This window comes from Taklimakanibacter albus (genome assembly GCF_016595235.1).
GTDB lineage: Bacteria > Pseudomonadota > Alphaproteobacteria > Rhizobiales > Aestuariivirgaceae > Taklimakanibacter > Taklimakanibacter albus.
This window is the reverse complement of record NZ_JAENHL010000006.1, coordinates 1167335-1193062: the sequence shown is the minus strand read 5'-3', so window position 1 is coordinate 1193062 and position 25728 is coordinate 1167335. Positions and strand designations below refer to the sequence as shown.

Annotated in this window: 25 protein-coding genes, 1 tRNA gene and 1 pseudogene; 17 read left to right on the top strand and 10 right to left on the bottom strand. The window is 61.7% G+C overall.

What is annotated here, in order from left to right:
• Window positions 1–8 precede the first annotated feature (8 nt).
• Complete coding sequence (locus JHL16_RS10475) at window positions 9–647, bottom strand: class I SAM-dependent methyltransferase (RefSeq protein ID WP_200184764.1); 639 nt, start codon at window positions 645–647, stop codon at window positions 9–11.
• 431 nt (window positions 648–1078) lie between these two features.
• Between JHL16_RS10475 and JHL16_RS10470 the strand changes: the two are divergent.
• Together JHL16_RS10470 and JHL16_RS10465 are read left to right on the top strand one after the other, a co-directional pair.
• A pseudogene (locus JHL16_RS10470) lies at window positions 1079–2720 on the top strand (arylsulfatase).
• A gap of 282 nt (window positions 2721–3002) precedes the next feature.
• Complete coding sequence (locus tag JHL16_RS10465; protein WP_200184763.1) at window positions 3003–3734, top strand: outer membrane protein; 732 nt, start codon at window positions 3003–3005, stop codon at window positions 3732–3734.
• A gap of 376 nt (window positions 3735–4110) precedes the next feature.
• Here JHL16_RS10465 and JHL16_RS10460 read toward each other — a convergent pair whose 3' ends face one another.
• From JHL16_RS10460 to JHL16_RS10450, 3 genes are all read right to left on the bottom strand, one after another.
• Window positions 4111–4518 (bottom strand): hypothetical protein, encoded by a 408-nt coding sequence (locus tag JHL16_RS10460; RefSeq protein ID WP_200184762.1) that lies wholly within the window; start codon window positions 4516–4518, stop codon window positions 4111–4113.
• Window positions 4519–4580: 62 nt separating this feature from the next.
• Entirely contained in the window at window positions 4581–4895 is a 315-nt protein-coding gene (locus JHL16_RS10455; RefSeq protein ID WP_200184761.1) for a hypothetical protein, read from the bottom strand.
• Between the two features lie 24 nt (window positions 4896–4919).
• Window positions 4920–5363, bottom strand: coding sequence for an Hsp20 family protein (locus JHL16_RS10450; protein WP_200184760.1), 444 nt, complete (start codon window positions 5361–5363; stop codon window positions 4920–4922).
• A 294-nt stretch (window positions 5364–5657) separates the two neighbouring features.
• Between JHL16_RS10450 and JHL16_RS35515 the strand changes: the two genes are divergently transcribed.
• Window positions 5658–5933 (top strand): DUF982 domain-containing protein, encoded by a 276-nt coding sequence (locus tag JHL16_RS35515; RefSeq protein WP_200184759.1) that lies wholly within the window; start codon window positions 5658–5660, stop codon window positions 5931–5933.
• Window positions 5934–5985: 52 nt separating this feature from the next.
• On the opposite strand, the gene JHL16_RS10440 is transcribed toward JHL16_RS35515, so the two are convergent.
• Genes JHL16_RS10440 through JHL16_RS10430 form a run of 3 tightly spaced genes read right to left on the bottom strand, consistent with a single transcriptional unit; the run spans window position 5986 to window position 7331 of the window.
• On the bottom strand, window positions 5986–6450 hold the full coding sequence (locus JHL16_RS10440; RefSeq protein ID WP_200184758.1) for an MgtC/SapB family protein: 465 nt from the start codon (window positions 6448–6450) through the stop codon (window positions 5986–5988).
• A 58-nt stretch (window positions 6451–6508) separates the two neighbouring features.
• Window positions 6509–6928, bottom strand: a complete 420-nt coding sequence (locus JHL16_RS10435) for a response regulator (protein WP_200184757.1) — start codon at window positions 6926–6928, stop codon at window positions 6509–6511.
• Window positions 6918–7331 (bottom strand): response regulator, encoded by a 414-nt coding sequence (locus JHL16_RS10430; protein WP_200185001.1) that lies wholly within the window; start codon window positions 7329–7331, stop codon window positions 6918–6920. The genes JHL16_RS10435 and JHL16_RS10430 overlap by 11 nt, the downstream gene beginning before the upstream one ends.
• A gap of 822 nt (window positions 7332–8153) precedes the next feature.
• On the opposite strand from JHL16_RS10430, the gene JHL16_RS10425 reads away from it, so the two are divergent.
• Window positions 8154–8471, top strand: a complete 318-nt coding sequence (locus JHL16_RS10425) for a DUF1236 domain-containing protein (RefSeq protein WP_200184756.1) — start codon at window positions 8154–8156, stop codon at window positions 8469–8471.
• A gap of 192 nt (window positions 8472–8663) precedes the next feature.
• Here JHL16_RS10425 and arr read toward each other — a convergent pair whose 3' ends face one another.
• Both arr and JHL16_RS10415 read right to left on the bottom strand, forming a co-directional pair.
• Window positions 8664–9086, bottom strand: coding sequence for an NAD(+)--rifampin ADP-ribosyltransferase (arr, locus tag JHL16_RS10420; RefSeq protein WP_200184755.1), 423 nt, complete (start codon window positions 9084–9086; stop codon window positions 8664–8666).
• Window positions 9087–9152: 66 nt separating this feature from the next.
• A tRNA-Ser gene (locus tag JHL16_RS10415) sits at window positions 9153–9242 on the bottom strand.
• 290 nt (window positions 9243–9532) lie between these two features.
• On the opposite strand from JHL16_RS10415, the gene JHL16_RS10410 reads away from it, so the two are divergent.
• The 10 genes from JHL16_RS10410 (at window position 9533) to JHL16_RS10365 (ending at window position 20860) form a co-directional block, all read left to right on the top strand.
• Entirely contained in the window at window positions 9533–9952 is a 420-nt protein-coding gene (locus JHL16_RS10410) for a DUF2147 domain-containing protein (protein ID WP_200184754.1), read from the top strand.
• A gap of 288 nt (window positions 9953–10240) precedes the next feature.
• Window positions 10241–11194, top strand: a complete 954-nt coding sequence (locus JHL16_RS10405) for a tetratricopeptide repeat protein (protein WP_200184753.1) — start codon at window positions 10241–10243, stop codon at window positions 11192–11194.
• Window positions 11195–11346: 152 nt separating this feature from the next.
• A complete protein-coding gene (locus tag JHL16_RS10400) occupies window positions 11347–12306 on the top strand; it encodes a septal ring lytic transglycosylase RlpA family protein (RefSeq protein WP_200184752.1) in 960 nt (319 codons plus the stop codon).
• A gap of 66 nt (window positions 12307–12372) precedes the next feature.
• A complete protein-coding gene (locus tag JHL16_RS10395; protein ID WP_200184751.1) occupies window positions 12373–13542 on the top strand; it encodes a D-alanyl-D-alanine carboxypeptidase family protein in 1170 nt (389 codons plus the stop codon).
• A 1-nt stretch (window position 13543) separates the two neighbouring features.
• The gene (tmk, locus tag JHL16_RS10390) at window positions 13544–14182 is read left to right on the top strand and encodes a dTMP kinase (protein WP_200184750.1); all 639 of its coding nucleotides are present in this window, start codon (window positions 13544–13546) and stop codon (window positions 14180–14182) included.
• Window positions 14179–15207 carry a DNA polymerase III subunit delta' gene (locus JHL16_RS10385; protein WP_200184749.1) on the top strand — a complete coding sequence of 343 codons (1029 nt, stop codon included), beginning with the start codon at window positions 14179–14181 and terminating at the stop codon, window positions 15205–15207. Before tmk ends, JHL16_RS10385 begins: the two co-directional genes overlap by 4 nt.
• Window positions 15170–16777, top strand: a complete 1608-nt coding sequence (gene metG, locus JHL16_RS10380) for a methionine--tRNA ligase (protein ID WP_200184748.1) — start codon at window positions 15170–15172, stop codon at window positions 16775–16777. The genes JHL16_RS10385 and metG overlap by 38 nt, the downstream gene beginning before the upstream one ends.
• Entirely contained in the window at window positions 16777–17568 is a 792-nt protein-coding gene (locus JHL16_RS10375; RefSeq protein WP_200185000.1) for a TatD family hydrolase, read from the top strand. The genes metG and JHL16_RS10375 overlap by 1 nt, the downstream gene beginning before the upstream one ends.
• 4 nt (window positions 17569–17572) lie before the next feature.
• On the top strand, window positions 17573–18367 hold the full coding sequence (locus JHL16_RS10370) for an MBL fold metallo-hydrolase (RefSeq protein ID WP_200184747.1): 795 nt from the start codon (window positions 17573–17575) through the stop codon (window positions 18365–18367).
• Window positions 18368–18382: 15 nt separating this feature from the next.
• Complete coding sequence (locus tag JHL16_RS10365) at window positions 18383–20860, top strand: hypothetical protein (RefSeq protein ID WP_200184746.1); 2478 nt, start codon at window positions 18383–18385, stop codon at window positions 20858–20860.
• 16 nt (window positions 20861–20876) lie between these two features.
• On the opposite strand, the gene JHL16_RS10360 is transcribed toward JHL16_RS10365, so the two are convergent.
• A complete protein-coding gene (locus JHL16_RS10360) occupies window positions 20877–21764 on the bottom strand; it encodes an EamA family transporter (protein ID WP_200184745.1) in 888 nt (295 codons plus the stop codon).
• Between the two features lie 88 nt (window positions 21765–21852).
• Between JHL16_RS10360 and JHL16_RS10355 the strand changes: the two genes are divergently transcribed.
• The 3 genes from JHL16_RS10355 (at window position 21853) to JHL16_RS10345 (ending at window position 25707) form a co-directional block, all read left to right on the top strand.
• A complete protein-coding gene (locus tag JHL16_RS10355) occupies window positions 21853–22710 on the top strand; it encodes a LysR family transcriptional regulator (protein ID WP_200184744.1) in 858 nt (285 codons plus the stop codon).
• 50 nt (window positions 22711–22760) lie between these two features.
• The gene (locus JHL16_RS10350; protein WP_200184743.1) at window positions 22761–23966 is read left to right on the top strand and encodes an amidohydrolase; all 1206 of its coding nucleotides are present in this window, start codon (window positions 22761–22763) and stop codon (window positions 23964–23966) included.
• Window positions 23967–24483: 517 nt separating this feature from the next.
• Window positions 24484–25707: an MFS transporter gene (locus JHL16_RS10345; RefSeq protein ID WP_200184742.1), complete on the top strand. Its 1224-nt coding sequence runs from the start codon at window positions 24484–24486 to the stop codon at window positions 25705–25707.
• Window positions 25708–25728 lie beyond the last annotated feature (21 nt).

Below are 25728 nucleotides of genomic sequence, written 5' to 3'. Positions count from 1 at the left end.
CGCTCCAGTCATCTCTTGCGCGCGAGGATGTAAGGTCGGTTGTCGTTGACCTTGGTCGCATGGTCTTCAACAGCAACGATCTCGAAGCCCGCGGCATTGATCAGCTTCTTCAGCTCGCTCGCGCGAAACACACCCGCATAGGGCGCCTTGCCGATCGCGCGCATTGCGGGCAGCAAGACGAACCGGATGAGCGGGTTCATATCCGCGACGCAGGGCGTTTTGGAGATGAACAGACCCGCCGGCGCGAGTAAAGCGTGGATTTGGGCGAGGGTGCCGGTCAGGTCGCGGACCAGATGGAGATAGTTGAAGCCGAGGACGGCATTGAACAATGCCGGTTCGGGCGTGATCTCTTCAGCGGCCGCGACGCGGAAGGCAAGACTTGGGATTGGCGTGGTCGCGTGCTTCTCCTTGCTGATCGCAATCATTGCGGCAGAGATGTCGGTCGCAAGATAGGCCTCGACGGCGCCCACAAGCCGCAGCGCCGTCGTTCCCGTCCCGCAGCCCAATTCCAACACCCTGTCGCCTGGTCGAAGCAAAGCGCGGGTCCGCGCCAGCGTGCGCTCATATCCAGCCTGATCCCCGATCGCGCCGGCGGCATATTTCCGCGCCGTCCGATCCCAGAAGCGGGCGTCGCCTGATATGGTCATGATAGATTCGTGCCCCGTTCTGCTTACCGACCGTAACCGCCCGAGAGGAATCAAGCGTCACCGCTGGCATTTAAGAGTATCTCTCTTCACGCGGGATTCGCACGCCCCAAACATCGCGATTGATGGCGATGCGGCCAATGCCCATGGTCTTCAAGACATGACAGGCACCGAGGTCAATGGTGAAAAACTGGACCTGTGGTTTCGGGCAACGGCCTGTTCTCTGCCCGAGAACGGCAGTGGCGTATCGCGCATATGTATAACTTGGTTCCCTTTGCGTTGGATGGGAGTGAAAGGGCGACGCACGCTCCCCGATACGGCCACCCTTCAAGTCCTAAGGCCAGGAATCCACTTTGGATGAGGCCTTTGGTCCAACTATCCCCAAAGCCGCCGGCCCAACATAGTGGCAGGGGGTATAAAAAAGGGAGGCCATCATGAGCGGTGACCAGGCGCATCAGAATGGGCGGCTCAAGAGGCGTGGACTTCTATTGAGTGGCGCTTCGCTTCTCGCAGCCACAGCGTTGCCTTTGGCAGGACTGATCGATGCCGCGGAAGCTCAGACAAAAGGAAAGCCCAACATCGTCGTCATCTTCGCCGATGATGTGGGTATCTGGAACATAAGCGCCTATCACAGGGGCATGATGGGTGGGACGACCCCTAATATCGACAGGCTTGCGAAGGAAGGGGCGCTGTTCACAGATTACTACTCTCAGAACTCATGCACGGCCGGGCGCGCGGCGTTCATTACTGGCCAGTGTCCTTTCCGTGTCGGCCTGTTGAAGGTCGGCTTGCCGGGGGCAAAACAGGGATTACAGGACAAGGACCCGACCATCGCGGAGCTGCTCAAGCCGCACGGCTATGTCACCGCCCAAATCGGCAAGAATCATCTTGGCGACCGCAACGAGTTCCTGCCGACCAGGCATGGTTTCGATGAGTTTTTCGGCAACCTCTACCATCTGAACGCAGAAGAGGAGCCGGAAGACCCTGACTATCCGAAAAGCTTGGAATTTCATGCGAAGTTTGGCCCGCGCGGACTGCTCGACGTCAAGGCCACCGACGTCGACGACCCGACTGAGGACCCGCGCTTCGGCCGCGTCGGCAAGCAAGTCATCAAGGATACGGGCCCCCTGACGCGCGCGCGAAATGGAGACCGCTGAAGAGGAGTTGCTGGCTCGGTCGCTGGACTTCATTGACCGCTCGGTTTCTGCCGGTAAGCCGTTCTTCCTCTGGCACAACACGACGCGCATGCATGTTTGGACACGGCTCTCACCCAAGTGGCAGAACAAGACCGGGTATGGCCTCTATGCCGACGGCATGGCTGAGCTCGATGATGTCGTTGGCCGGCTGTTGAAGAAGCTCGACGACCTCGGCATTGCGGACGATACCATCGTCGTCTTCTCCACCGACAATGGTGCAGAGAGTTTCTCGTGGCCGGATGGCGGAACCCAGCCATTTCGCGGCGAAAAGGGTACTACATGGGAAGGTGGCTTCCGCGCGCCATGCCTTACTCGTTGGCCAGGCGCAATCAAGCCTGGCACGATTATCAATGCAACCATGTCGCACGAGGACTGGCTGCCCACCTTGCTTGCGGCAGCCGGCAATCCAGACGTAAAGGAGCAACTGCTCAAGGGGCTGGCGGTGGGAGACAAGACATTCAAGACCCATCTCGACGGCTACAATTTCCTCCCCTTCTTCAAGAGCGAAATCTCTGATGCGCCGCGCCATGAGTTTTTCTACTTCGACGACCAGGCGAACATCAACGCGATGCGCTACAATGACTGGAAGATTTCTTTCGCCTGGATCGAGGGCAATCTGTTTACCGGAAGGCGCGTCACGCAGAATGTTCCGCTCGTCACGAACCTGAGAGAGGATCCGTTCGAAAAGTACCACGAGGAAGCTGGTTCCTATGAGCGCTGGTGGTCCGACAAGCTCTGGACGCTGGTGCCCGCACAGGCAATCGTCGCAGAGTTCCTCGCGAGTTTCCGCGACTATCCACCCAGCCAGAAATCCGGTTCATTTGATGTAAGTCAGTTTCTGGAGGCACTTCAGTCCGCAGCCAGTGGCGGGGGGAAGTGAGATAGAGCGGTCGCCGCAAAGCGAGGAGGAGGGCGATTACGGAACGATGACGATGGAAGTGAAGGCTCGGGCCTGTCGCGCTTGTGTTTCTGCGTGATCGCGCCAGGCTCCGTCCAAAGTCAATTCAATCCCGCGTTGGGTTAAGGTTGATCCTTACGTCAGGTTAAGTGTAGCGTTCCTGTCACACCTCAGCCAAAATCACTCAACGTAGTATGGACTGGAATTGACGCGACGCTCGTTACAGAGTTGAAATCCTCGTGGATGCAACCGCTGGGTGGAATCATGTTTAGAAAGTGTCTCTTGATTGGTTCGGTATCCGTGCTGTTCAGCGCCGGGGCGCAGGCAGCCGATATCATCGAGCCGGCCGCCTATGACTGGACCGGCCCCTATGTCGGACTTCAAGCCGGCTATGCTTGGGGCGAGAACGATCTCAGCGCGGGCAATGTCGGAGAGATCATCACTGGCGAGGTCCAGGCGCTTGATGCCGCGACCATCGAAGGTGAGGACGGTACGTTCGATCTCGACGGGTTCGTCGGCGGCGCCCATGCCGGCTACAACTGGCAGAGCGACAGTCTCGTGCTGGGTGTCGAAGGCGACATCGAATATGCCGATCTGAACGACGAGGTCGACATTCTGAGCTCCGATGGCAGCGGTGAGCTTGTCGGCGTGGATGAGGTGGAAATCAACTGGCTCGGCTCGCTGCGGCTGCGCGCCGGCTTTGCCGCCGACCGTGCGCTTTTCTACGCCACAGGCGGTCTCGCCGTCGGCGGCGCCAAGCTGACCGCCAAGGACGAAGACGGCGAAGAGTTTGCCGACGATAGCGCTACAAAATGGGGCTGGACGATCGGCGGCGGCGTTGAATACGCCCTCACCGATGAGCTGAGCGGCCGTATCGAATATCGCTATACCGATCTCGGGAAAATCAATGTCCGGAACGACGAAGAGAATATAGACGACGAAGCTGAACTGACATTCCACGCGGTTCGTGCCGGCCTGAGCTGGCATTTCCAATAAATTCCCGACTGAACGCAGTCAGGGGCGCTTCGGCGCCCCTTTTTCATGCACGCCAGGCATGGCGCGTAGCGCCGTGACTGGCGCGGTTTGGCCTTGTTAATATCCGGCTGATGACGTGGAGGTGATGGTAGCTCTCCGGACGCAACTATGTCCGGCTCACCCTTGATGGAGCATTGGCCAATCGCAAGGCCATAGTCGTCACCCCTTGGATCGCAGATGATGATTCACTTCACTTTGATCATGGCAGCCAGGACTTCTATGGTGGCCTGCAACCATCCCAGGCGCTTTTCGGGACCTGGCATTTTTTCTCCGAGAGGCGGCGCCGATGGACGTCAACGGCCCTCTAGAACTTTGGTTCATCCCCTCATTTATCCCATCAAGACGTCGTCCTTTGCCCTGCCAGTACTGAGGGTAACGGTGCTACGCTATATTCCCCTTCGCAGCTCGGGCACCGATACAGGTCCGGGCGGGAAGATATGGCGACAGCTGAGCGCTCGCCTTTGACGATCCAGCAATATGGGCAAGTCGGATCCTTGTCAGGCCGGAAGGTGGTGAATCGGGGCAGGGCCTGGCGGCAATTCTCGGCCTCCGCCTCCATGGCCGCGATTTCCTGGGCGACCTGATCAGTAATTTCATAGGCTTGGCGGCGGCCAATTTCGGCATAGAGCTCGACGCGACGAACGGTCTGGCTGCTCGCGAGGGCGGCGGCGTTCTGCCATAGTACGCTGTGCAATTTCATCTTCAGTGAGTTTTTATATGGATTGAAGAGAGCCTGCCGCTTCACGCACTCCGCGGCAGGCTCACCGTGATCCGCTCAGGGGCAATTGAGCGGAGCCCGATACTTGATCAGGTGAGCAGATCGCTATGCCTGATCCAGCGCTTGTAGGCTGGCGTTCGCTTGAGGCCTTGGCGCGCCTGTTCGTCCAGTTCCTTCAGCGCATTCATGATTTCATCGAAAGTGACGGTCCCACCCGCTGGTGCCCTCCGAAGCCCGGGGACGGATTCCACAGCGCAAGCGTCAGATGCCCAGGAGGCGAGGATTGCCCGCTTCTCATTGATCGACAGGTCCGGGTCGCACGCGACCTCATTCGGATGCGTGAAGGCGTCAGCAGGCCGCAAGACACCATCAAGGTTGAGTTCGCAAGGGATGTGCCTTGCCATCTTCATTCCTCGCATGGCGCCACCTCACGATAGATGCATTTGCGCGCTGCCCCCATTGATGGGGATTTTGCGGGGCTTCGCCGCTTCGGGAACCTCGTTGCGAAGCTCTACTTCGAGGATGCCCTTATCATAGCCGGCGCCCGTCACCTCCACATGGTCGGCCAAGCTGAACCGGCGCTCGAACTCCGTGTCGGTGATGCCCTCATGCAAGTACTGCTTGCCAGATTCGGAAGCCTTGCGGCCGGCGACCTTCAGAAGGTTTTGCTGAGCCGTAACGGTGATGTCATCAGGCGAAAAGCCGGCGACAGCCAGGCGAATGCAATAATTCGCGTCATCCTTCTTGATGATGTCGTAGGGCGGAAAATTACCCTCGGCCTCGAGGCGGCGACTGGCCCCGTTCAGGATGCTCAAGAATGGCTCAAAGCCGATGCTTGAACGCGAGAAGTTGGTTAAATCGTAGTTGCGCATAGCCATATCCTCTTTGAGCAACATGGGTACGAGCAGCGCGCCGGACTTCCGCCAGCGCCCGCACCGGATCTGATACCCGATGGACCCGGCAAAAATCGATCTAGTTCGAGGCGAATACTCTTCAAGTCCCCCTGGCATAAAAATTTTCGCGTGAACCGTAAGGGCACTGGGCATCAGGAAATCTTAAGATGAGAATTTTGGAACTGATCCCCCGTCACGACGTTTGCATTCGCTGTTCATCGACCGAGAACAGCAGACCCAGCAAATGAAAGGCCAATCCACGTGAGCCCAACTATGGACAGAACTCGCTTCGAAAGGCCCGTTTCCATCCTGGTGGGACTTGGCTATGCCGCCAAAGTTGAAAGCGCGAGTCAAGCATATCAATACCTTTGCGAACTGCCGCGCGCCACGGCCAACTCTGCGCGGTCGGTTGCTGCCAAGGTATGCAAACTCGCAATAGACGGAACCGTGGAGCCCGAGACAGCCAGGTCAGCCTTCATCTCCTTTGCCAGGCGAATGGCCATCTTGACGGATGACCCACTTGATACTGAACTCTTGCCAAGTGGCTGAGGGCAGCAAGATACGTAGCAGGGCCCATTGCACGCAACCAGCCCGCGCTTGTTCACGAACTCTGATCCTCTTTGTCCCGGTTGATCCACGCCTCGATCCAGGCGAAACCGACCAGCAGCAATAGAGCGAGCCCGACGCCCACAGCCACAACGCGCCAAGCGGCAAAGGCGCAAGCTATCCCCAGCGCCGCCGTGACCCAGACACTTGCGGCAGTAGTCAACCCTTCGATGTGCCGCGCCTGTGGATCGCGCAGGATGGCGCCCGCGCCAATAAAGCCAATCCCGGCCATTACGCCCTGGATCACGCCCTGAACGACCCGGCTCAAGGCATCGGGCTGGTCGGCAAGACCGTGATACTCGATGGTGGCCAATGTTACGACAGCGGCCCCCAAGCCTACGAGGCCTAGGGTACGCATCCCCAGAGCCTTGCCCATGAGGTCGCGATTGAGACCGACACCGACGCCAACCGCCGTCGCCGCGGCTAAGCGATAGATCGTATCTAAGAGATGCTCATCCATGGTGCTTATTTGCCGTTTCTCCGTTCATATGGGTGTGTCGCTTGGGGGCTTTCTTCCTTTATTCCTCGCGGGCACTCGCGGAGGCCGTGAGGCGTTTAATGCGGTCGAGTACCAATTGTTGATCGTAGGGCTTCGTCAGGAGAGGGCCGTCCTCACAGATTTCCGCTGCCACATCGGCCGCCTTTGCCACGGTGCCTGCCAGCAGCATTTGGATCTGCGGATGTTTTTGACGGACGTAGCGTGAGAAGGTGAAGCCGTCCATGTCGCCAGGCAACTCAACTTCAGAAAGAACAACGTCTATGGGGAGGCCACTCTCATCGAGAACGGCAATTGCTTCCGTCGCATTCGAGGCTTCTAACACTCGATACCCGCATTCTCGCAGATAGTCACACAGGACCAGCCGCGCCAATATCGACGGCTCCACAACAATAACAATCGGACGTTTTTCTGCGCTCTGGGAGTCTGTGTTATTGGTCATTCGCAGATCCCGTAGATCTCGATGCTAACAGCGCTTCAATTTCGTTTGTTATCCGCTCTAGCGAATAAGGCTTGGCTATTGGCAGGGGAAAGCCGGGAGGGCAGTCGTCAATTCTGACATGGCCAGATGTGGCAAGCAAAAGCGTATGCGGATGGTGCGCGCGAATGTAATTGGCGAGACCGTAGCCATCAAGCGACCCGGGCATCCGGATGTCGGTAAAAACCAATGATATTGGGATGCCTGATTTGAGCACTCGAATGGCGTCGTCGGCATTCGTGGCCTCATGCACCTCAAACCCTCGAGAGCGAAGGAAGTCGGCCGTATCAATGAGAATGAGAACCTCGTCCTCTACCACCAAAAGTCGATGTCTTTGATGAGGCCCCGCCTTTTCAACTGGTATCATTGCCGTCCTTGCCCGATTGCCTATAACTGACGATGAGCGATTAAGTTCCGGCGAAGCCCTCTGTAATCGCTGGAAATGGGACATTCTATATCTGCGAGCGAGGTGACGGCTGCTCAAAGACATGGGCGACATGAATATGACGGACGCCAGCGATCTCCTTTGGGAGGCCGGGTCCCTGATTCAGAAGCATTAAGCCCCGCTTCAGCAACAGGGGCGTGTTAGACTGAAGCAATCGGCGCTTTAACGCTCCGCCGCCCAATGTAATGGCCCCGCGCTGGCCTCCCAAGGGCCTTCATAGACCTCATCGACGGCTTAGACGCACGGTGTAAGAAACTACCGCTCCAATCAGCAATCCCCAACCAAGGCCTAGCAGGTTGCTCGAAGGGTAGGGGGTGAGATCCAGGTAGAAGAGAAGGAACGTTACCACCGCCATGCCGAGCAGCAAGAGTTCGCGACGCAGCGGCTTGGCTGATCGATAACGGCGGAGAAGCTCGTGGTCGTTATGCATTTGCATCCCAAAATGCAGTCGGGATAATTTTTGGCCGCGAGCAATGCGATTGTAAAGGGCGTTCAGAGCTTGTCAGCCAGCGTTGCCGCCATTTTCGGGATGAATTGGATGCCAGTGCCCTCTGGCGCTTGCTGCACAACGGTCAGCGTGGCACGTCGCGGCGCGCTTCCCTAGCTTGCGCAACTTTTGCACCGCGGCGAATGCCGATCCTCACCTAAAGTAGGAACCCTCCCGTACAATGGGAGTTGTGAACCTACAGCTCGGTCCTCGACGAGCCTTTCAAATCTCGTATCGAGGGAGGAAAGGACATTCTTATGCGTACGGTTTCAGCAATGTTGATAGCGTCTACCTTGCTCTTTGGCGCTCCACTCGCCCTAGCAGACGATTTCGTAATCGCACCCGAAATCAGCCTGAAATTCCAAGACGAAGTGAAGGTGAAGAAATATAAGTCGCACAAGTACGATGGCGACGTGAAGGTCGGCGTCGTGGTGCCTGGTGACGTGGAGTACTACGATGTTCCGGATACTATCATCGTGGCGGAGCCCAGGTTCAAGAAGCACAAATACGTCTATCTCAATGACCGCGTCTACATTGTGGACGGCGACCGGAGAATAGTCGGGGAAGTTCGCTAACGGACCCTAGTGCCTCGCGAGCGGCATAGCTCTCGCGATTTGTGGGAAGCCCCCGAGCGTGAGCTCGGGGCTTTCTGTTTAAGGAACTATAGCCCGCCAAAATTGAGGCACGAGCGAACGGCGAGAATGGGCTGACCGTCTCCTCTTAGCGATTCGATCGAGTAATGCGCACAAGAAGCGTGTCGCCGCGCATCAGTTGATGATTTCGCCTCGTTCGTCTGAGCGCAGTGCGGTCAGTCGCGCTCTCCACACCTGTAGCGCTTCGGGCGTCAACCTGGTCCAATGCGTGATTTCGCCGGTGACCTTGAGCGGCGCGCTGCTGCGATACGACCGAGTGGGGTTGCCGGGAAATTTCTTGTCGGTCACGTTCGGGTCGTTCTCGAATGTCCCGGTCGGCTCTACGACATAAACACGCGGGACTGAGCCGCCTCCGGTGAGTTCCGCCGCGATTTCAGCGGCAAGCCCGGCGCCGTCCACAATGGCAGTGAAGTAGATGTGGTTCATCACCACTTCAGGACGATAGTTCGACCGGTATCCCGCGGTGAGGAAATCACCCACGCGCAAATCCGCGATTGTGCCGTGAAAGAACGGGCCCTCGTCCAGCACTTCGGTCATCGTCATCGTCCTTATCGATGCGGTGATCGGCGGTAATATCACGCCATATAGGGCTATAGGCGGGGCTGGCGGAGGGGGAGGGATTCGAACCCCCGGAGGGCGTGAACCCTCAACGGTTTTCAAGACCGCCGCAATCGACCGCTCTGCCACCCCTCCGTCCGGCCCTCACATAGCATTGCTGAGGCGGGGCGCAAGGGCTTGGCTTGGTCAGGCGAGTGCCTTGGACATTCTTCCGTTTGGTTAATGAGCAATCTGCGGAACCAATCGGAACTGTTTGTAGTTAAAAGGAAAACCGGTGCGGAATCATTCGCTGTCAAAGCGCGGCACGCCGCAAACTCGACACGAATTTGCCACGCAACCGGCTAAACTGACGTTCATGCACCTGTGACAAACTCGGGGGATCGGCTTATTCTCCCATTATCGACACAAGATTCTGGAGATCAACAATGAAGACCATCAGCCTTGCCGTTCTCGGCCTGCTGGCCACCACCGGCTTTGCCTTCGCCGCTGATCCGTCGGGCACATGGCGCCTGGACAATGGCAAAATCACCGTGAAGGTCCGCCAGTGCGGCGGCGAAATCTGCGCCAATATCGTGGGCCTCAAGGAGCCGACCTACAAAGACGGCAAAGCGAAGATCGACAAATACAACAAGAACCCGGCATTGCGTAATCGTCCGCTGATGGGCCTTGCCGTGCTCAGCAACATGAAGCCGAGCGGCGATGGCACCTGGGCCGGCAACATCTATAACGCCGATGACGGCCGCACCTACAACGCCACCATGACGATGAGCGGCAACACCATGAAGCTGAAGGGCTGCGTCGCCGGCATCTTCTGCAAGACGAATACCTTCAAGAAGGTCAACTGATCGGATCCGGCGTGCGGTTTCGCACCGCGCGCCGCGACCAGTGTGCTGAACGCGAAGTTCCTGATATCAGGCGGCTTGCACGGACAGGAACTTCGCGTTCAAAAGCACACTAGAATCATTAAGTTTTGTAGCGTCCTTCCGAATCCGAAGTTCGCTCGGAAGGTGCCGTTGGCAGTGGCGAACTTCGGATTCGGGACACTAGCCGCGGACGGCGCGTCAGCCAGAGTGCTGACACATTTATTACCCAGACTCTGACCCCGAATTGATGAAGTGACTGGGAGTCCGCCGATGAAACGCAAATTGGGTCTCGCTTTGGCCGGCATGAGCTTTGCCGTCTTCGCGTCCCTGGCCGCAGCCCAGACGCTCGACACGCTGCCGTTCAGCAAGAAACTGGCGCTCGCCAAGGCTGGCGACGAAGAAGCGCAGATCGCCGTCGCCATGGCCTATGAAAAAGGCGAGGGGGCCAAGGAAAGCAAGCTCGAGGCGTCGAAATGGTATGGCAAGGCCGCCGATCAGGGCAATGCCGACGCGCAATATCGCCTCGCGACGCTGTTTCATGAAGGTGCGACCGGGCTCAAGAAGAATCCCGAGCGCGCGTTCAAGCTCTATCAATCCGCCGCCAAACAAGGCCACACCGAAGCGCAGAACTGGCTCGGCTATTGCTACCAGCATGGCCTCGGCGTGAAACAGGACGATAAGGCAGCGGTCGAGTGGTATCAGAAGGCCGCCGACGGCAAGCTCGCCATCGCCGAGAACAATCTCGGCCTCATGTATCTGGGCGCCAAGGGCGTCGATCAGGATTACCGCAAGGCCTTCGATCTGTTCGAGCGTTCAGCCAACCAGGGCTATGACTGGGGCATGAACAATCTGGGCGGCCTTTATGAGAAGGGCTGGGGCACCGAGCAGGACCTCGCCAAGGCACTGTTCCTCTACAAGCAGGCCGCCGCCAAGGGCAACGAGGCCGCCGCCAAGAGCGAGAAGCGGCTCGAGCCGCAGGTCATCCAGGCCGGTGGTGCTCCCGCCGCCGTCGAGCCTGCGAGCGCCAAGCCGGATCAGCCGGGCGTCACGACTACGCCTGTGCCCAATGAAGCGAAGCCCGCCAGCAGCGACAGCAGCCCGCCGCCGCTCAGCGCCGCCAATCCGCTCGACGCCAAGCCCCAGGAGCAGCCGGCGGCCGAGGTTGCACCCGCTCCGGCACCGGCGCCCGAAAAGAAGATCAAGTCCGACTCGTCTGGCGGCTGATCCAGTTTTCCGATAGGCCAGCCGTGTTTAGGCGAGATTTCGTCTTTCATTAACCATGTCTGTGAACGCCGCCTTTACGGGCGTGACGGCAAAACTTTCCCCGCGCGTGTCGCGCATCGGGCCGGGGGGCCCGCGAGTGGGGAAGTGTCTATATGCGTCGGCTGCTTCAATCTTCGGCTGCAATCATCGCCATTGGCCTGATCGTGGCCGGTTGCTCATCGTCAGCTAAGAAGAAGGATCCATTTGCCGGCATCGGCAGCCCCTATTATGCGAAATCCGGCCCGTTGCCGAAAGGCGGCGGGCGTTATCACGTCGGCAAGGCCTATGAGGTGGCGGGCGTCAGCTTCACGCCTAGGGAGCAACCGAATTACGACAAGACCGGCGTCGCCTCCTGGTATGGGCCGCAATTCCATCGCCGCATGACGTCGAACGGAGAATGGTTCGACATGAACGAGCTCACCGCCGCGCATGCGACGTTGCCGCTGCCGAGCTACGCCAAGGTCACCAATCTCGCGAATGGCCGCAATGTCGTCGTGCGCATCAACGACCGCGGGCCTTTCGTCGGCACCCGCATCATCGACATGTCGCGCAAGTCGGCCGAGGTCCTGGGCTTCAAGCCGCAGGGCAAGGCGCAAGTGCGCGTCCAATATATCGGCCCGGCGCCGCTCAACGATCAGGGCCAGCATCTCGCCGCGATGAATCGCGAATTGCGCAACGGCACGCCGCTGCGCCAGATGATGGCGGCCGCCAATGGCGAGATCTCGGGCGGCAGCGGCCTGCAGATCGCGGCGGCGACGCCGTCCTTCGAACCGTCGCCGGTCTATCAGGGGGCTCAGCCCAGCATCGCGTCGGCGACCAATGACTACCAATCGCCCGAATATTTCGTGCAGGTCGGTTCCTTCGCCGATCCCTATAACGCACAGCGTGCCCGTGAGGAGCTCGAGAATTCCGGCCCGGTCCAGGTTCAGGAGCTGATGGGCTCGGGCGGACCGCTCTATCGCGTCCGCATCGGGCCGATCGTCAATGAAGGCCAGGCGCAGATTGCGCTGCGCCAGGCAGTCGATCTCGGCCATCCCGACGCGCGCCTCATCATGGCGAATGCCGCATTGTAGTTCCTGCAGAGCTATCAGATTGCCGTAACAGTTGATTTCGGAGGGGGAGGCTCTTAGCTTCGCCTCATGATCATGCATCGCCTGCTTGCCGCCGTCTGCGCCGTCCTGTTCCTCGTGGTTGGCGCAGGCGCCCAGACACCGCCGTCTCTGCCGCCGCCGCTCGACACGACGGTGCCGAACGCCATTCTCATCGATGCGCGCACCGGCAATGTCTTCTATGAGAAGAACGCCGATCAGCTGATCGCGCCCGCCAGCACCAGCAAGCTGATGACGGCGATCATGATCTTCGACGCCCTGAAGGCCGGCAAGCTGACCCTGGATCAGGAGTTCCTGATCAGCGAGGACGCCTGGCGACGCGGCGGGGCGCCGGCCGGCGGCTCGACCATGTATGCGGCGCTGAATTCACGGGTGAAGCTCTCCGATCTGATCCAGGGCATCATCGTGCAGTCCGCCAATGACGGCTGCATCGCAGTCGCCGAAGGCATGTCGGGATCGGAGCCTGCCTTTGCCGATCAGATGACGCGCCGGGCGCGGGCACTCGGCCTCACCAAATCGACATTCCGCAACGCGACCGGGCTGCCCGACCCCGAACATCTCATGACGGCGCGCGAGCTTTCGATGCTGGCGCAGTACATCGTCAAGACCTATCCCGAATACTACCACTATTACAGCCAGCCGACCTTCACCTGGAACAAGATCGCGCAGAAGAATCGCAATCCTCTGCTGACCGACTATCCGGGCGCCGACGGCATGAAGACCGGCTACACCAAGGAGGCCGGCTATAATCTCGTCGGCTCGGCGATGCGCGACGGCCGCCGCCTCATCATGGTGGTCGCCGGTGCCGCGTCGATCGAGGAGCGCCGGCGCGAGGCACAGAAGATCCTCGACTGGGGGTTCAAGCAGTTCCGGCCGATCGAGGTCTACAATGCCAATGACCGGGTCGGTCGCGCCCGTGTCTGGGGCGGCGAAACGCGCTGGGTGGACCTGACGACGCCGAAGGACATCCGTCTCATGCTCTCCCCGGCGGAGCAGCAGAAAGTCACGGTCGATCTCCATTATACCGGCCCGCTGCTGGCGCCGGTGAAGCAGGGCACCAAGGCCGGCTCGATCGAATTCAATCTCGACGGCCGCACATTGGCGGAGTTCCCGATCGAGACCTCGACCGAGATCGCCGCGGTCAACTCCATGTGGCTCAAAGCCTGGGACAGCCTGATCTATATGGTCTTCGGCGGCTGAGATGCCGGGAGTTTTCATTACCTTCGAAGGCGGCGAAGGCACCGGCAAGAGCTCGCATGCGCGCGATCTGGCTGAAGTCTTGCGCAAGGCCGGACGGACCGTCGTCCTGACCCGCGAACCCGGCGGCTCGCCTAGCGCTGAAGAGGTGCGGGCGCTGCTCGTCACCGGCGCGGTCGGGCGCTGGTCGGCCGATGCCGAGGCGCTGCTCAATTACGCGGCGCGCGATTCGCATCTGCGCGAAACGATCCGCCCGGCGCTGGCGCGCGGTGATCTCGTGCTCTGCGACCGCTTCATGGATTCGAGCCGGGCCTATCAGGGCTTCGCCGGCGGCGGCGACATGGCGCTGATCGACATGCTCGAGCAGAGCATCGTGGGCGCGACGCGGCCGCAGCTCACGCTCATCCTCGATGTCGAGCCGGAACTGGGCCTGGCGCGTGCCAAGGGCCGTGCTGGCGCCGCCGGCGTCGAGGACCGCTTCGAGAAGAAGGGGCTCGCCTTCCACCGCAAGCTGCGCGAAGCCTTCCTCGCTATCGCCGCGAAGGAACCGGGACGCTGTCGGGTCATCGATTCGAGCCGGCCCTATGAGGCGGTGTCGGAAGATATAAAGCGCGCCGTGGCGTCCGTAGTGGGGCTCGCATGAGCGATAGCGCCGAAGACCCGCGCGAAGGCCCGCATCATCCGCGCCGGCGCACCGATCTCCAAGGCCATGCGGCGGCGGAGGAGACGCTGCTCCGGCAATACCGCTCCGGCCGCATGCATCACGCTTGGCTGTTCGCCGGTCCGCGCGGCATCGGCAAGGCGACGCTCGCTTATCGCCTGGCGCGTTTCCTCCTGTCCTATCCCGATCCTCGCGCCGCCGGTGACCGGACCAGCCTCTATGTGCCGGCCGAATCCCCGGTCGCACATCGAATGGCGGCGCGCGGTCATGCCGATATCATCAGCCTCGAGCGTGCCTATGACGCCAAGGCCGAGCGGTTGAAGAGCGAAATCGCCGTCGATGACGTGCGCAAGGCCTCGGCCTTTTTCGGCCGTACCGCGGGCGAGGGGGGCTGGCGCATCTGCGTCGTCGATGCGGCCGAGGACCTCAATACCGAATCGGCCAATGCGCTGCTCAAGATCCTCGAGGAGCCGCCGGCGCATTCCCTCTTTATCTTGGTGAGCCACCAGGCGGGCCGGCTGCTGCCGACCATCCGCTCGCGCTGCCTCAGGCTCGATCTGAACCCGTTGAACGACGCGGAGACGAATGCCGTGCTGGCGACGATGGGCGAGCACAAGCCGGAAGAGCTGGCCCGCGCCGTGCAGCTTTCAAAGGGCAGTCCGGGCCGCGCGCTCGAGCTTCTGAATTCCGACGGGGCTAAATATTTCGACCTCTTGCGTCAGTTGATGTCGCGCTCGCAATCGATTGATCTTGCAGCGAAAATATCGATCGCGGATGGGCTGCAGGGGCGTGATATGGCGGAGGATTATGCGATCTTCTGCGAGCTGCTGCTCACTTATGTGGCCGACATCGCGCGCCGCTCCGCGCTGGCCGGACAGGGCGCTGCCTTTGCCCGTGCGCATGAGGAGATCGGGCATTCCCTTCGTTTGGCAAATGCCCTAAACCTCGACCGCCGCCAGACGATCCTTGATGCGCTATCGGTTCTCGGATCCGCTAAGGCCGCCTAAACATTCGAGAATACGCGTGAAAGAGAAGTACTACATCACCACCGCCATTTCCTATCCGAATGGCGCCCCCCATATCGGTCATGCCTATGAGGTGCTGGCCACGGATGCGCTCGCCCGCTTCAAGCGGCTCGACGGCTATGACGTGATGTTCCTGACCGGCACCGACGAGCACGGCCAGAAGATCGAGCAGACGGCGCGCAAGCAGGGCCGTACCGCCGCCGAGTTCGTCGACGAGATGGCGCAGCTCTTCAAGGACATGGTGGCCCAACTCGGCTGCTCGAATGACGACTTCATCCGCACCACGGACCCGCTCCACAAGCACACCGTCACCGAACTGTGGAAGCGTATCGACGCGACCGGCGATATCTATCTGTCGAATTACTCCGGCTGGTATTCGGTGCGCGATGAAGCCTTCTACGGCGAGGACGAGCTCGAGGACCGCGATGGCAAGAAATTCTCGACCAAGACCGGCACGCCGGTCGAGTGGGTGGAGGAGGCGAGCTATTTCTTCAAACTCTCGGCCTATCAGGACAAGCTCCTCAAGCTCTATGCCGACCAGCCCGATTTCATCGGCCCGGCCGAGCGGCGCAACGAGGTCGTGAGCTTCGTCAAAGGCGGTTTGCAGGATCTCTCGGTCTCGCGCACCACCTTCGACTGGGGCATTCCGGTGCCCGGCGCCAAGGGCCATGTCATGTATGTCTGGTTCGACGCGCTCATCAATTATCTCTCCGGCACCGGTTGGCCGGACAAGAGCCCGCGCAACCATTATTGGCCGGCCGATCTCCATGTCGTCGGCAAGGATATCGTGCGCTTCCACGCGGTCTATTGGCCGGCCTTCCTGATGTCGGCCGGGCTGCCTTTGCCGAAGCGCGTCTTCGGCCATGGCTTCCTGTTCAACCGCGGCGAGAAGATGTCGAAGTCGGTCGGCAATGTCATCTCGCCGGCCGAGCTCGTCTTGCGTTATGGCGTCGACCAGGTGCGTTATTTCTTCCTGCGTGAAGTGCCCTTCGGCCAGGACGGCAATTACAGCCATGAGGCGATCGTTGCGCGCACCAATGCCGATCTCTCCAATGATCTGGGCAATCTGGCGCAGCGCTCCTTGTCGATGATCGGCAAGAACTGCGCCGGCCAGGTACCGGTGATGGGGTCGCTCAGCGCCGAGGATCAAGCCATTCTGGACGCGACCGATGCGCTCCTCGCCGAATGCCGTGCCCAGCACGACGTCCAGGCGATCAACAGGGCGCTCGATGCGATCTGGAAAGTGGTGGCTGACGCCAACCGCTATTTCGCGAGCCAGGAGCCCTGGGCGCTCAAGAAGACCAACCCCGAGCGCATGGGCACCGTGCTCTATGTGACGGCGGAGATTATCCGCCAGGTCGGCATCCTGGTGCAGCCCTATATGCCGGCTTCGGCGGGCAAACTCCTCGACCTCCTGGCCGTGCCGGCGGACGCCCGCTCGTTCAGTGCGCTGGGCGAGAAGGGCAGGCTCGCTTCCGGCGTGGCGCTGCCCGCGCCGCAGGGCGTCTTCCCGCGTTATGTGGAAGAGAGCGACGGCGCCGCCTCGGCATGATCGTCGTCGACAGCCATTGCCATCTCGATTATCCGGGCCTCGCCGAGGACTTGCCGGGCGTGCTCGGGCGCGCCCAGGAGTCAGGCGTCAGGCTGATGCTCTCGATCGGCACCAGGGTGCGCAAGTTCGCGCAGATCCTGGCGATCGCCGAAGCCCACGACAATGTCTTCTGCACCATCGGCACGCATCCCCATAATGCCGCCGAGGAGCCGGATGTAACCGCGCGCGAGCTCATCGATATCGCGCGCCATCCCAAGGTGGTGGGCATCGGCGAGGCGGGGCTCGATTATCACTATGTTCTGAGCCCGCGCGATATCCAGGCCAAGAGCTTCCGCGTCCATATCGAGGCAGCGCGCGAAACCGGCCTGCCGCTCGTCATCCACAGCCGCGAGGCGGAAGCCGACACGGCGGGGATTCTGGAAGAGGAAATGGGCAAGGGCGCCTTCAAGCCGCTGCTCCATTGTTTCTCCTCCAAGATCGAGCTGGCGCGGCGCGGCCTGGCGCTCGGCGCCTATGTCTCCTTCTCCGGCATCCTTACCTACAAGAACGCCGAGGATATCCGCACGGCTGCGGGCGAAGTGCCGATGGACCGTCTCCTCGTCGAGACCGATGCGCCCTATCTCGCTCCGGTGCCGTTCCGCGGAAAATCGAACGAACCGGCCTATGTGGTGAAGACGCTGGAGAGGCTCGCCGAGGTGAAGGGCGTTGCCGCGCCCGAGATGGCACGGATCACCACCGATAATTTCTTCGCGCTGTTCGGCAAGGTGCCGAAGCCGGATTGGGCGGCGTGACCTCATGAGCGGCATCATCACCATATTGGGCTGCGGCTCGTCGGGTGGTGTGCCGCGTATCGGCGATTCCTGGGGCACCTGCGATCCCACCAATCCGAAGAACCGGCGGCGGCGCTGCTCGATCCTGGTCAGCCGTGCTGGAGAAGCGGGCGTCACCCGCGTCCTCATCGACACCTCGCCCGATCTGCGCGATCAGATGCTGTCGAGCGGCACCGAGGCGATCGATGCGGTGCTCTACACCCATGAGCATGCCGACCACACCCATGGCATCGACGAGTTGCGCGCCTTCTATCTGCGCCAGCGCCACCTGATCCCGATCTGGGCGGATGAGACGACGGCCAATCTCCTGGTCAGCCGCTTCGGCTATTGCTTCGTCACCGCGCCCGGCAGCGACTATCCGCCCATTCTGAGCCTCAACCGCATCACCTCCGGTCAGACGGTCACCATTGCCGGGAAGGGGGGCTCGATCAGCGCTCTGCCCTTCACCGTCCATCACGGCAATATCGACGCGCTCGGCTTCCGCTTCGGCGATGTGGCCTACACGCCCGATGTGAACGGCATTCCCGAGGCGAGCCTCCCCGCCTTGCGCGACCTCGATCTGTGGATCGTCGATGCCTTGCGCCCGGTGCCGCATCCGAGCCATTTCAGCCTGCCGGAGACGCTCAGCTGGATCGAACGGCTGAAGCCGAAGCGGGCGGTGCTCACCAACATGCATATCGATCTCGATTTTTCCACGTTGACACGGGAGCTTCCCCCCTATGTCGAACCGGCCTATGACGGTATGATTCTGCCTTTCTGAATAATGGAGTGCGCCATGTCCCGCCGGATCGTTTCCCTGATCGCCCTGCTGGCCTTCAGCTCCACGCCCGTTCTCGCCCAGCAGGCCTGTCCCGACGGCTCGGCGCGCGATCCGGCCAAGATCAATGAAGCGGTGGATCGCTATGCGCGTGAGCCGTTCTCGGCGCGCACCTACAGGGTGCTCAAGGGCCTGGGCGATCCGATGATCGATCCCAATTATGGCGGCTACTCCTCGTGGGAAAATGCCGACAAGCTGAAGAAGCTGATCGCAGAGATATCGCCCGACGCCAAGCAGCCCAATTACTACGGCTATGAGTGCCGTCTCGGCTATCCGCTCGAGGTGCTGGAGAAGCGCATCGCTGATCTCGGCAAGACCAGCCCCTATGTGAAACAGTGGCTCACCGTGCAGCTCGCCGTGCTGGCCGCCTGCGACGGCGAGAAGATCGCCGAACTGCCGGGACCCTTGGCCGAGCAGCAGCCGCCGGTGAAGGACCTGCAGGACGCCGACCGCGCCTATCAGCAGGCCTCGCTCGTCTTCTATACCGACCGCGGCAAGGCGCTCGATCTCTATAAGGCGATCGGCACGTCCACGTCGCCGCATAAGGGCGCGGCGCGTTACATGGTCGCCAATATCCTCGCCAATGGAAAGCAGCTCGCCGAAGCGCGCGCCGAGGCCAATGCGATCCTCGCCGACCCGTCCCTCGCCGGCGTCCATGGCATCACCCAGGAGCTCCTGGGTTATATCGCCAATCTCGAGGATACGGCGCCCGGCTGGACATCGCTGATCAACGGCACCGTCGCCGTGCTCGATAAGCCGACCAAGGACATCAAGGCCTCGCCGGAGCTCGCCAAGGACTATGGCCGCGCGCTCTATGACATTGATTTCGTCGGCATCCGCGGCAAGGCCGAGGATTGGTGGCTCACCGGCACGCTGCCGGAAAATCCGACCATCTCCAAGTCGATCGTCGATGCGGTGCGCCAGCATCCGATGGCCGCCTGGATGATCGGCGGCCAGAGCACCCAGGAATATTACGATCGCGCCCCCTGGCAGTTCATCGGGCCGAAATGGGAAGCGCGCACCCAGACGCTGGTCGACGGTTCGCTCGGGCTCGTTGCCGGCACGCCGCCGCTCGCCAAGGACGTCATCGAGGCGCTCAAGGCCAAGAGTGACGATGCCAGCCGCAAGGCGCTGTGGGACAAGGCGCAGGCCGCTGCCAAGGCCGCCAATGACAGCTGCGGCACGGCGCCCGAGACGGCCGCCGCCGGCACGCTTCTGACCCATGCGGTGCGCGTTTCGGCGCTCGCCGGCAAATTCGACGAAGCCTATGACGGGCTCGCCAGCTATCCGATCAAGAGCTCTGTGACTTATACGCAAAGGGCGCTTCAGCCGCTCGGCCAGTATCTGCTGGGGCAGGGCATGGCCGCCGAGGCGCGCAAGTATCGCGACAAGCTTCTGACCGATGATCTCATGGCCTCGCTCGACAAGGATGACGGCAGCCGCAATGTGCTGGCCGAGATCGCCATGTGGTCGGCCGAGGATCGCGCCCAGTGGGACAAGGCGCTGGCGAACAACTCGGTGAAGACCGGCCAGGCGCTGTTGAATTTCCTTCCCGCCAAGGAACTGCGGGCGATGGCGAAGAACGAAACCTTGTTCATGCCCGAGGAGCGCGCGCTCCTGATCCGCACTGCCTGGACAAGGCTTTATGCGCGCGGCCGCGTGCCGGAGAAGTCGTTCACCGAAGAGCTTTACGCGCTCAATCCGGACGTGAAGGCGGTGGCCGACAAGGTCAAGGCCGACTATCCCAAGGCCAAGGACGAGAACCTCCGGCTGTTGACCATACTGCGCACGCCGCGCATGGGCATTCTGGTCAATGCGCCCGGTGTCTGGGAACCGATCACCATGACCGGCGGCGGCGATGTCACCGCGCTCGATTCCTTCGATCACAATGACAAGAACTGGTGGTGTCCGTTCGAGCCCGATCGCCAGCTCGGCGGCCTGCGCAATGAGCTCGACAGCCTGACCGGTACCGAGCGCACGTCGTGGTCGGCCAAACGGCTCGAGCCCGTGATGGAGGCCGACGCCATAACGGCGCTGGCCGCGAAGCGCGAAAGCGTCCTCAAGGCCCATCCGGTGGTCCGGAGCGTCAACTGGAAAGAGATCAAGGCCCTGAGCGCCATGCCGAGCGCGCCGAAGCTGCTGGCGACGGCGGCGACCAAATGGGGCAGCAGAGCTCCCAAGGAGGACGCCGGCAGCGGCGCCGCCGAGGCGCTGGCGCTGGCGGTCAAGTCGACGCGCTACGGCTGCAACTGGCATGGCGGGCACGGGAAATATTCGAGCGCCGCTTACGAGGTGCTGCAGAAGCGCTTCGGCACGACGCCGTGGGCGACGCAGACGCCATATTGGTTCGACTGCGTGAACTTCTACAATCAGACCAACACGACGGGCGGCACATGTCCAAGCCCGTCCTGGCCGAAGCAGGAGATCCCGCGCTGACAGGCTATCGGCTGGGTTACCGCTTGAGGCGAATGCTTGGGAGGAGTCCGGATGCGACGGCTATGCCCACGAGCGTGCCGATCAGTCCGATCAGCAATTCCGGGCTGATCTGTTCGCCGAGCATCGAGACGGCGAGGATCGACGCGGTGATGGGGTTTACGGCGACAGAAACGGCGACGAGCGTCGGGCTGGCGCGGCCGAGGGCATAGGCCCAAAGAAAGAAGATCATGGCCCCGCACACGATGGCGAGATAGGCGCCGGCAAGCCATTGCGGCGCGCTGAGCAGCGGCAGTCGGGAAACGCCGCCTGAGAGCAGCGACCCGCCGCAGAGGCAAATGGCGCCGATGCCCATGCCAAATGCCGCGAACGGTATCGGACCTGACCGGGCAATGAATGGACGAGACCAGACATTGTAGAACGCCATGCATAGGGCAGCGCCGATCATCAACAGGTCGCCTCGCCAAGCGTCTGGCGGCGCGTTGCGGAGATTGGCGTTCAAGGCGAATGTCACGCCGCCGATTGCAATCAGGACGCCGAGGAGCTTGCGCAGCGTGGGCGGCTCGATCCGCAAAGCCGCGGCGGCGGCCATAGTCAGGAGCGGTAGCGTCGACAGCGCCAGAGCTCCGCGCGCGGCGGTCGTGTAGATCAGCGCCGCCGCGAAGAGGATCGGAAACAGCCCGAAGAAGAGGAGGCCGAGCGCGGCGGTGCCGGGCCAGTCGCCGCGTCGCGGCCATTGCTGTCCGGGCCAGCATGCCATCGCCGCCAGAACCAGGAATCCGCCGGCGAACCTTATGGCGCCGATCGTCAGGGGATCGAGCGTGGAAGTGAGGTATCGCGTGACGACGACAGCGGTTCCGCCAAGCGCGCTCGATAAAATCGCTGCCAGAATTCCCAGTCGTTCCACCGCGTCCGCACTCCTTTCACCTGTTGGTTAGGGAAGTGCCTGTCAAAATGGAATCGAATAAATTTCATCAGAGTGATAATGGATCGATATGAGCAGGCCTGACCTCGATCCTGATCTGTTGCGCGCTTTCGTCGCCGTCTGCGAGCATTTGTCGTTCACGCATGCCGCGCGTCGCCTGAACCGGACGCAGGCCGCCGTAAGCCTGCAGGTTCAGCGTCTCGAGGAGCGGCTGGGCGTCAAGTTGTTCCGGCGCTCGACAACGCGGGTCGAGATGACGGGCGTCGCCGAAAGCTTCCTGATTGATGCCCGGCGGATCCTGACACTCAGCGAACAGGCCGTGGCGCGTCTTTCTCACCTCCGGGTTGCCGGGCAGGTTCGCATCGGTGTGATGGAAGACTATGGGACCAGGGTCATTCCGCGTCTTCTGCCCGAGATTGCCGAGATTTTTCCGTTGGTGCAGATCGAGATGGAAATCGGACTGACAGCGCGACTGCTTAAGCGGCTCGGATCGTCATTCGACGTCGTTCTTGCGATGCATCCGGAAGGCGCGGGGAAAGGTGATCTCGTTGCTCGCGAAAGCGCGGCGTGGGTGGCGTCGCGCGATCACGGAACCGAACATACGGATCCATTGCCGGTGGCGCTGTCCTATCCGGATTGCCTGTTCCGACAGTGGGCTATCGAAGTGCTGAATGCCTCCGGGCGGCCCTGGCGGCTCGCTTATGTGAGCCAGAGCACCGCGGCGATAGAGGCCCTTGTCGAACAAGGGCTCGCGGTCTCCATTCTGAAGAGCAGCATGCTGGGGCAGGGGCTGCGCAGGCTGGATGGAAGCAGCGGGCTGCCGTCCCTGCCCGGCGCGGAAATCCGGCTTCACCGGGCCGCGAACATTTCTCCCGGCGCGGCTCTGGTCGCCGATCATCTCACTCAAAAATTGCGACAACGAGGTTGAGAAAATCCGGCGACAACTTTACCTGATTGGTTTGTTCGAAGGAGAAAACGATGATCGACAAGAGTCTTATCGAGGACGCCACGGCCTGGCGCCGTCATCTGCACGCCAATCCCGAGACGGCGTTCGAGGAGAAGGCGACCTCCGATTTCGTTGCGGCGAAGCTGGCGGGATTCGGCATCGAGGTGCATCGCGGTCTCGGTGACACCGGCGTGGTCGGCACGCTGAAGCGCGGCACGAGCCCGGCGGCCGTTGGCTTGCGCGCCGACATGGATGCCTTGTTCATCCACGAGGAGAATGACGTCGATTACCGTTCCAGGGTCGATGGCAAAATGCATGCCTGCGGGCATGACGGGCATACCGCCATGCTGCTCGCGGCGGCCGGCCATCTGGCGCGCAAGGGCGAGTTCGACGGGACCGTGCGCTTCATCTTCCAGCCCGCCGAGGAGACGGGCGATGAGCGCTGTGGCGGCAATGCCATGGTGAAGGAGGGGCTCTTCGACAAGTTTCCGGTCGATGCGATTTTCGGGCTGCATAATTTCCCCAACATTCCGGCCGGCCAGTTTTTGATGCGGACCGGGCCGATGCTGGCCTCGATCGACACTTTCGAGTTCCATATCCTCAGCCGGCTCTCGCATCCGGCGGCGCAATATGCGGTGCCGGACCCGCTGCTGACGGCATCCCGGATCGTGCAGGACATGCATAATTTCAAGGCGCGCTATCTCAACCCAGCCGAGCCCGTCGTCCTGTCGATCACCCAGTTCCGCAGTGGCGATCCGAGCCATCGGCAAGGCGTCCATGTCACGCCCGACATCGCCATCGTCCGCGGCACGCTGTACACGCTCAATGACGCGGTGCGCGATGCCTTCGCGACGGGATTGGAGAAGATCGTGCGCCATGCCGCCGAGGCTGCCGGCGCCGGCCACAAATTCCAGTTCGAGCGCGGCTATCCGGTCCTGCGCAACACGCCGGAGGAGATGAAGCTCGCCGCCGGCGTCGCTCAGGAGATCGTCGGGCGCCCGCACGTCGATGCCGCGATGCAGCCGATCATGGGTGCGGAGGATTTCGCCTTCATGCTGGGCAAGGTTCCCGGCTGCTACGTCTTCCTCAGCTCGGGCCGGCCCGGCGAGGAAGCGGCGCCGCGGCCGCTGCACAATCCACGCTATGATTTCAATGACGAGATCATTCCGACCGGCGTGCGCTACTGGACGACGCTGGCGGAGCGTTATCTCAAGCAGGCCGTGGCGAGAGGCCGGTAGCCGATCGTCGGGAACGCGGCCGCGTTAACCATGGTGTGAGGGTGTCTTTCCGTCGGCTGCCGGTATGTATCGCGGCCTGTGATCGACGGGAATGACGCACGCGCTCAATTTCCATGCTCAGCGACGTCCTAGGGCTCGTCCGGCGTGACGTTGGTATGCGGCATGCCCAAGTCCGAGGCCGACACGGACGCGACGCCGCGGTCGGTCAGACGCATGCTGCGAGTCAATTTTCAGGACGAACGACGTCCTGGGGCCTATGAGCGGACGGGAGCCGCGTAGCCATTCGGGCGAGGCCGGAACCCATGTGCCAGAGGCTGATGAGACCGCCGGACAAGGCTCTGGACGGCTTGGCCAAGGCATGGCAATCGGCAGGACAGTCCTGGGCGTAACAACGCAAGGCCTTGGAATTTCTAGGTTTCGGTTCATTTCCGGGCATCAGAAAATATTCCATAATATACATTATGCGAATGGGCTGTGTGGGGAGACCTGATCCCGCGGCCTTGCGGGAGCAAGCCTCATGGGACAGGACAATTCATATCGCGCGCTGTGGCGAACGCCGCATCTTCCCGCGCTCCTGGCCTCCATGGCGCTGACCCGGATGGCGGCGCGCATGTTCTCGCTGACGCTCGTCCTGTTCGTCCTGGCGCGTTATGCATCGCCTAGCCTCGCTGGATGGCTGGTCTTCGCCGCGGTGGCGCCCGGGCTGCTGCTGAGCCCGATCTGCGGCGCGATCCTCGACCGTGTCGGGCCGACCGTTGCGGTCAGGCTCGATCTCTTCGCCAGCGGCCTGTTCACCGGACTGCTGGCGGTGACGAGCTGGCTGGGCCTCGCCGATCCGGTCCTGCTGTTCACCCTGGTGATCCTCTATTCGATGACGAGCCCGCTCGGCGCCTCAGGCATCCGGGCGCTCCTGCCGCGCATGGTGCCGAGCGACACGCTCGACCGGGCCAATGCGCTCGACACGGCGATCTGGGCCGTCGTCGACGTCCTGGGCGCCGCCATCGCCGGGCTCTGCGTCGCGTGGCTCGGACCTGAGACCACCATCGTCATCGTCGCTGTCGTTTATGCCGGCGCCGCTCTGTGCCTGTGGCAGGTCCCTCGCCTGCCAAGTTTGAACACCGTCAGCACATCGCTGCTGCGCCAGGCCTTCGAAGGCATGGCGATCGTGGCCCGCCAGCCGACGCTGCGCGGGCTGGCGATTTCCTATTCGCTCTATCAGGTCACCTGGGGCGTGCTTGTGGTCGTCATACCGGTCGTCGCGGCCAAATATTTCATGGCGCAGGATGCCGAGTCGGCGGCCGGATTCCTGTGGGCCGCCGCGGGCATTACCGGAGGCCTCGGCGCGCTGGTCGCCGGCCATCTGCGCGCCAATGGCCGCGAGCGCGCCATCATGATGACCGGGATGATCGTGTCGGCGCTCGCCGCCTGGCCGATCGCCGCCGAATTCGGCTTGACCGGCCTCGTCATCGGGCTGGTGATCCTCGACGCCCTGGCGGGACCGATCGATGTGGCGCTGCTCACCTTGCGCCAGCGGCGCACCGATCCACGCCAGTTCGGCCGGGTGCTGTCGATCTCGATGAGCCTGAACGTCGCCGGCTATCCGATCGGCTCGGCGCTCGCCGGCATGGTGATCAGCGGTTCCTTGAGCGCGGCGTTCATACTGGCCGGCGCCGCCTCGCTCCTCGCCGCCGTGGCCACCGTGTTCATTCCGCGCGAATCCGAGCTGCCCGCGAATGCCTGATTACGACTTCAGCGCGAACGC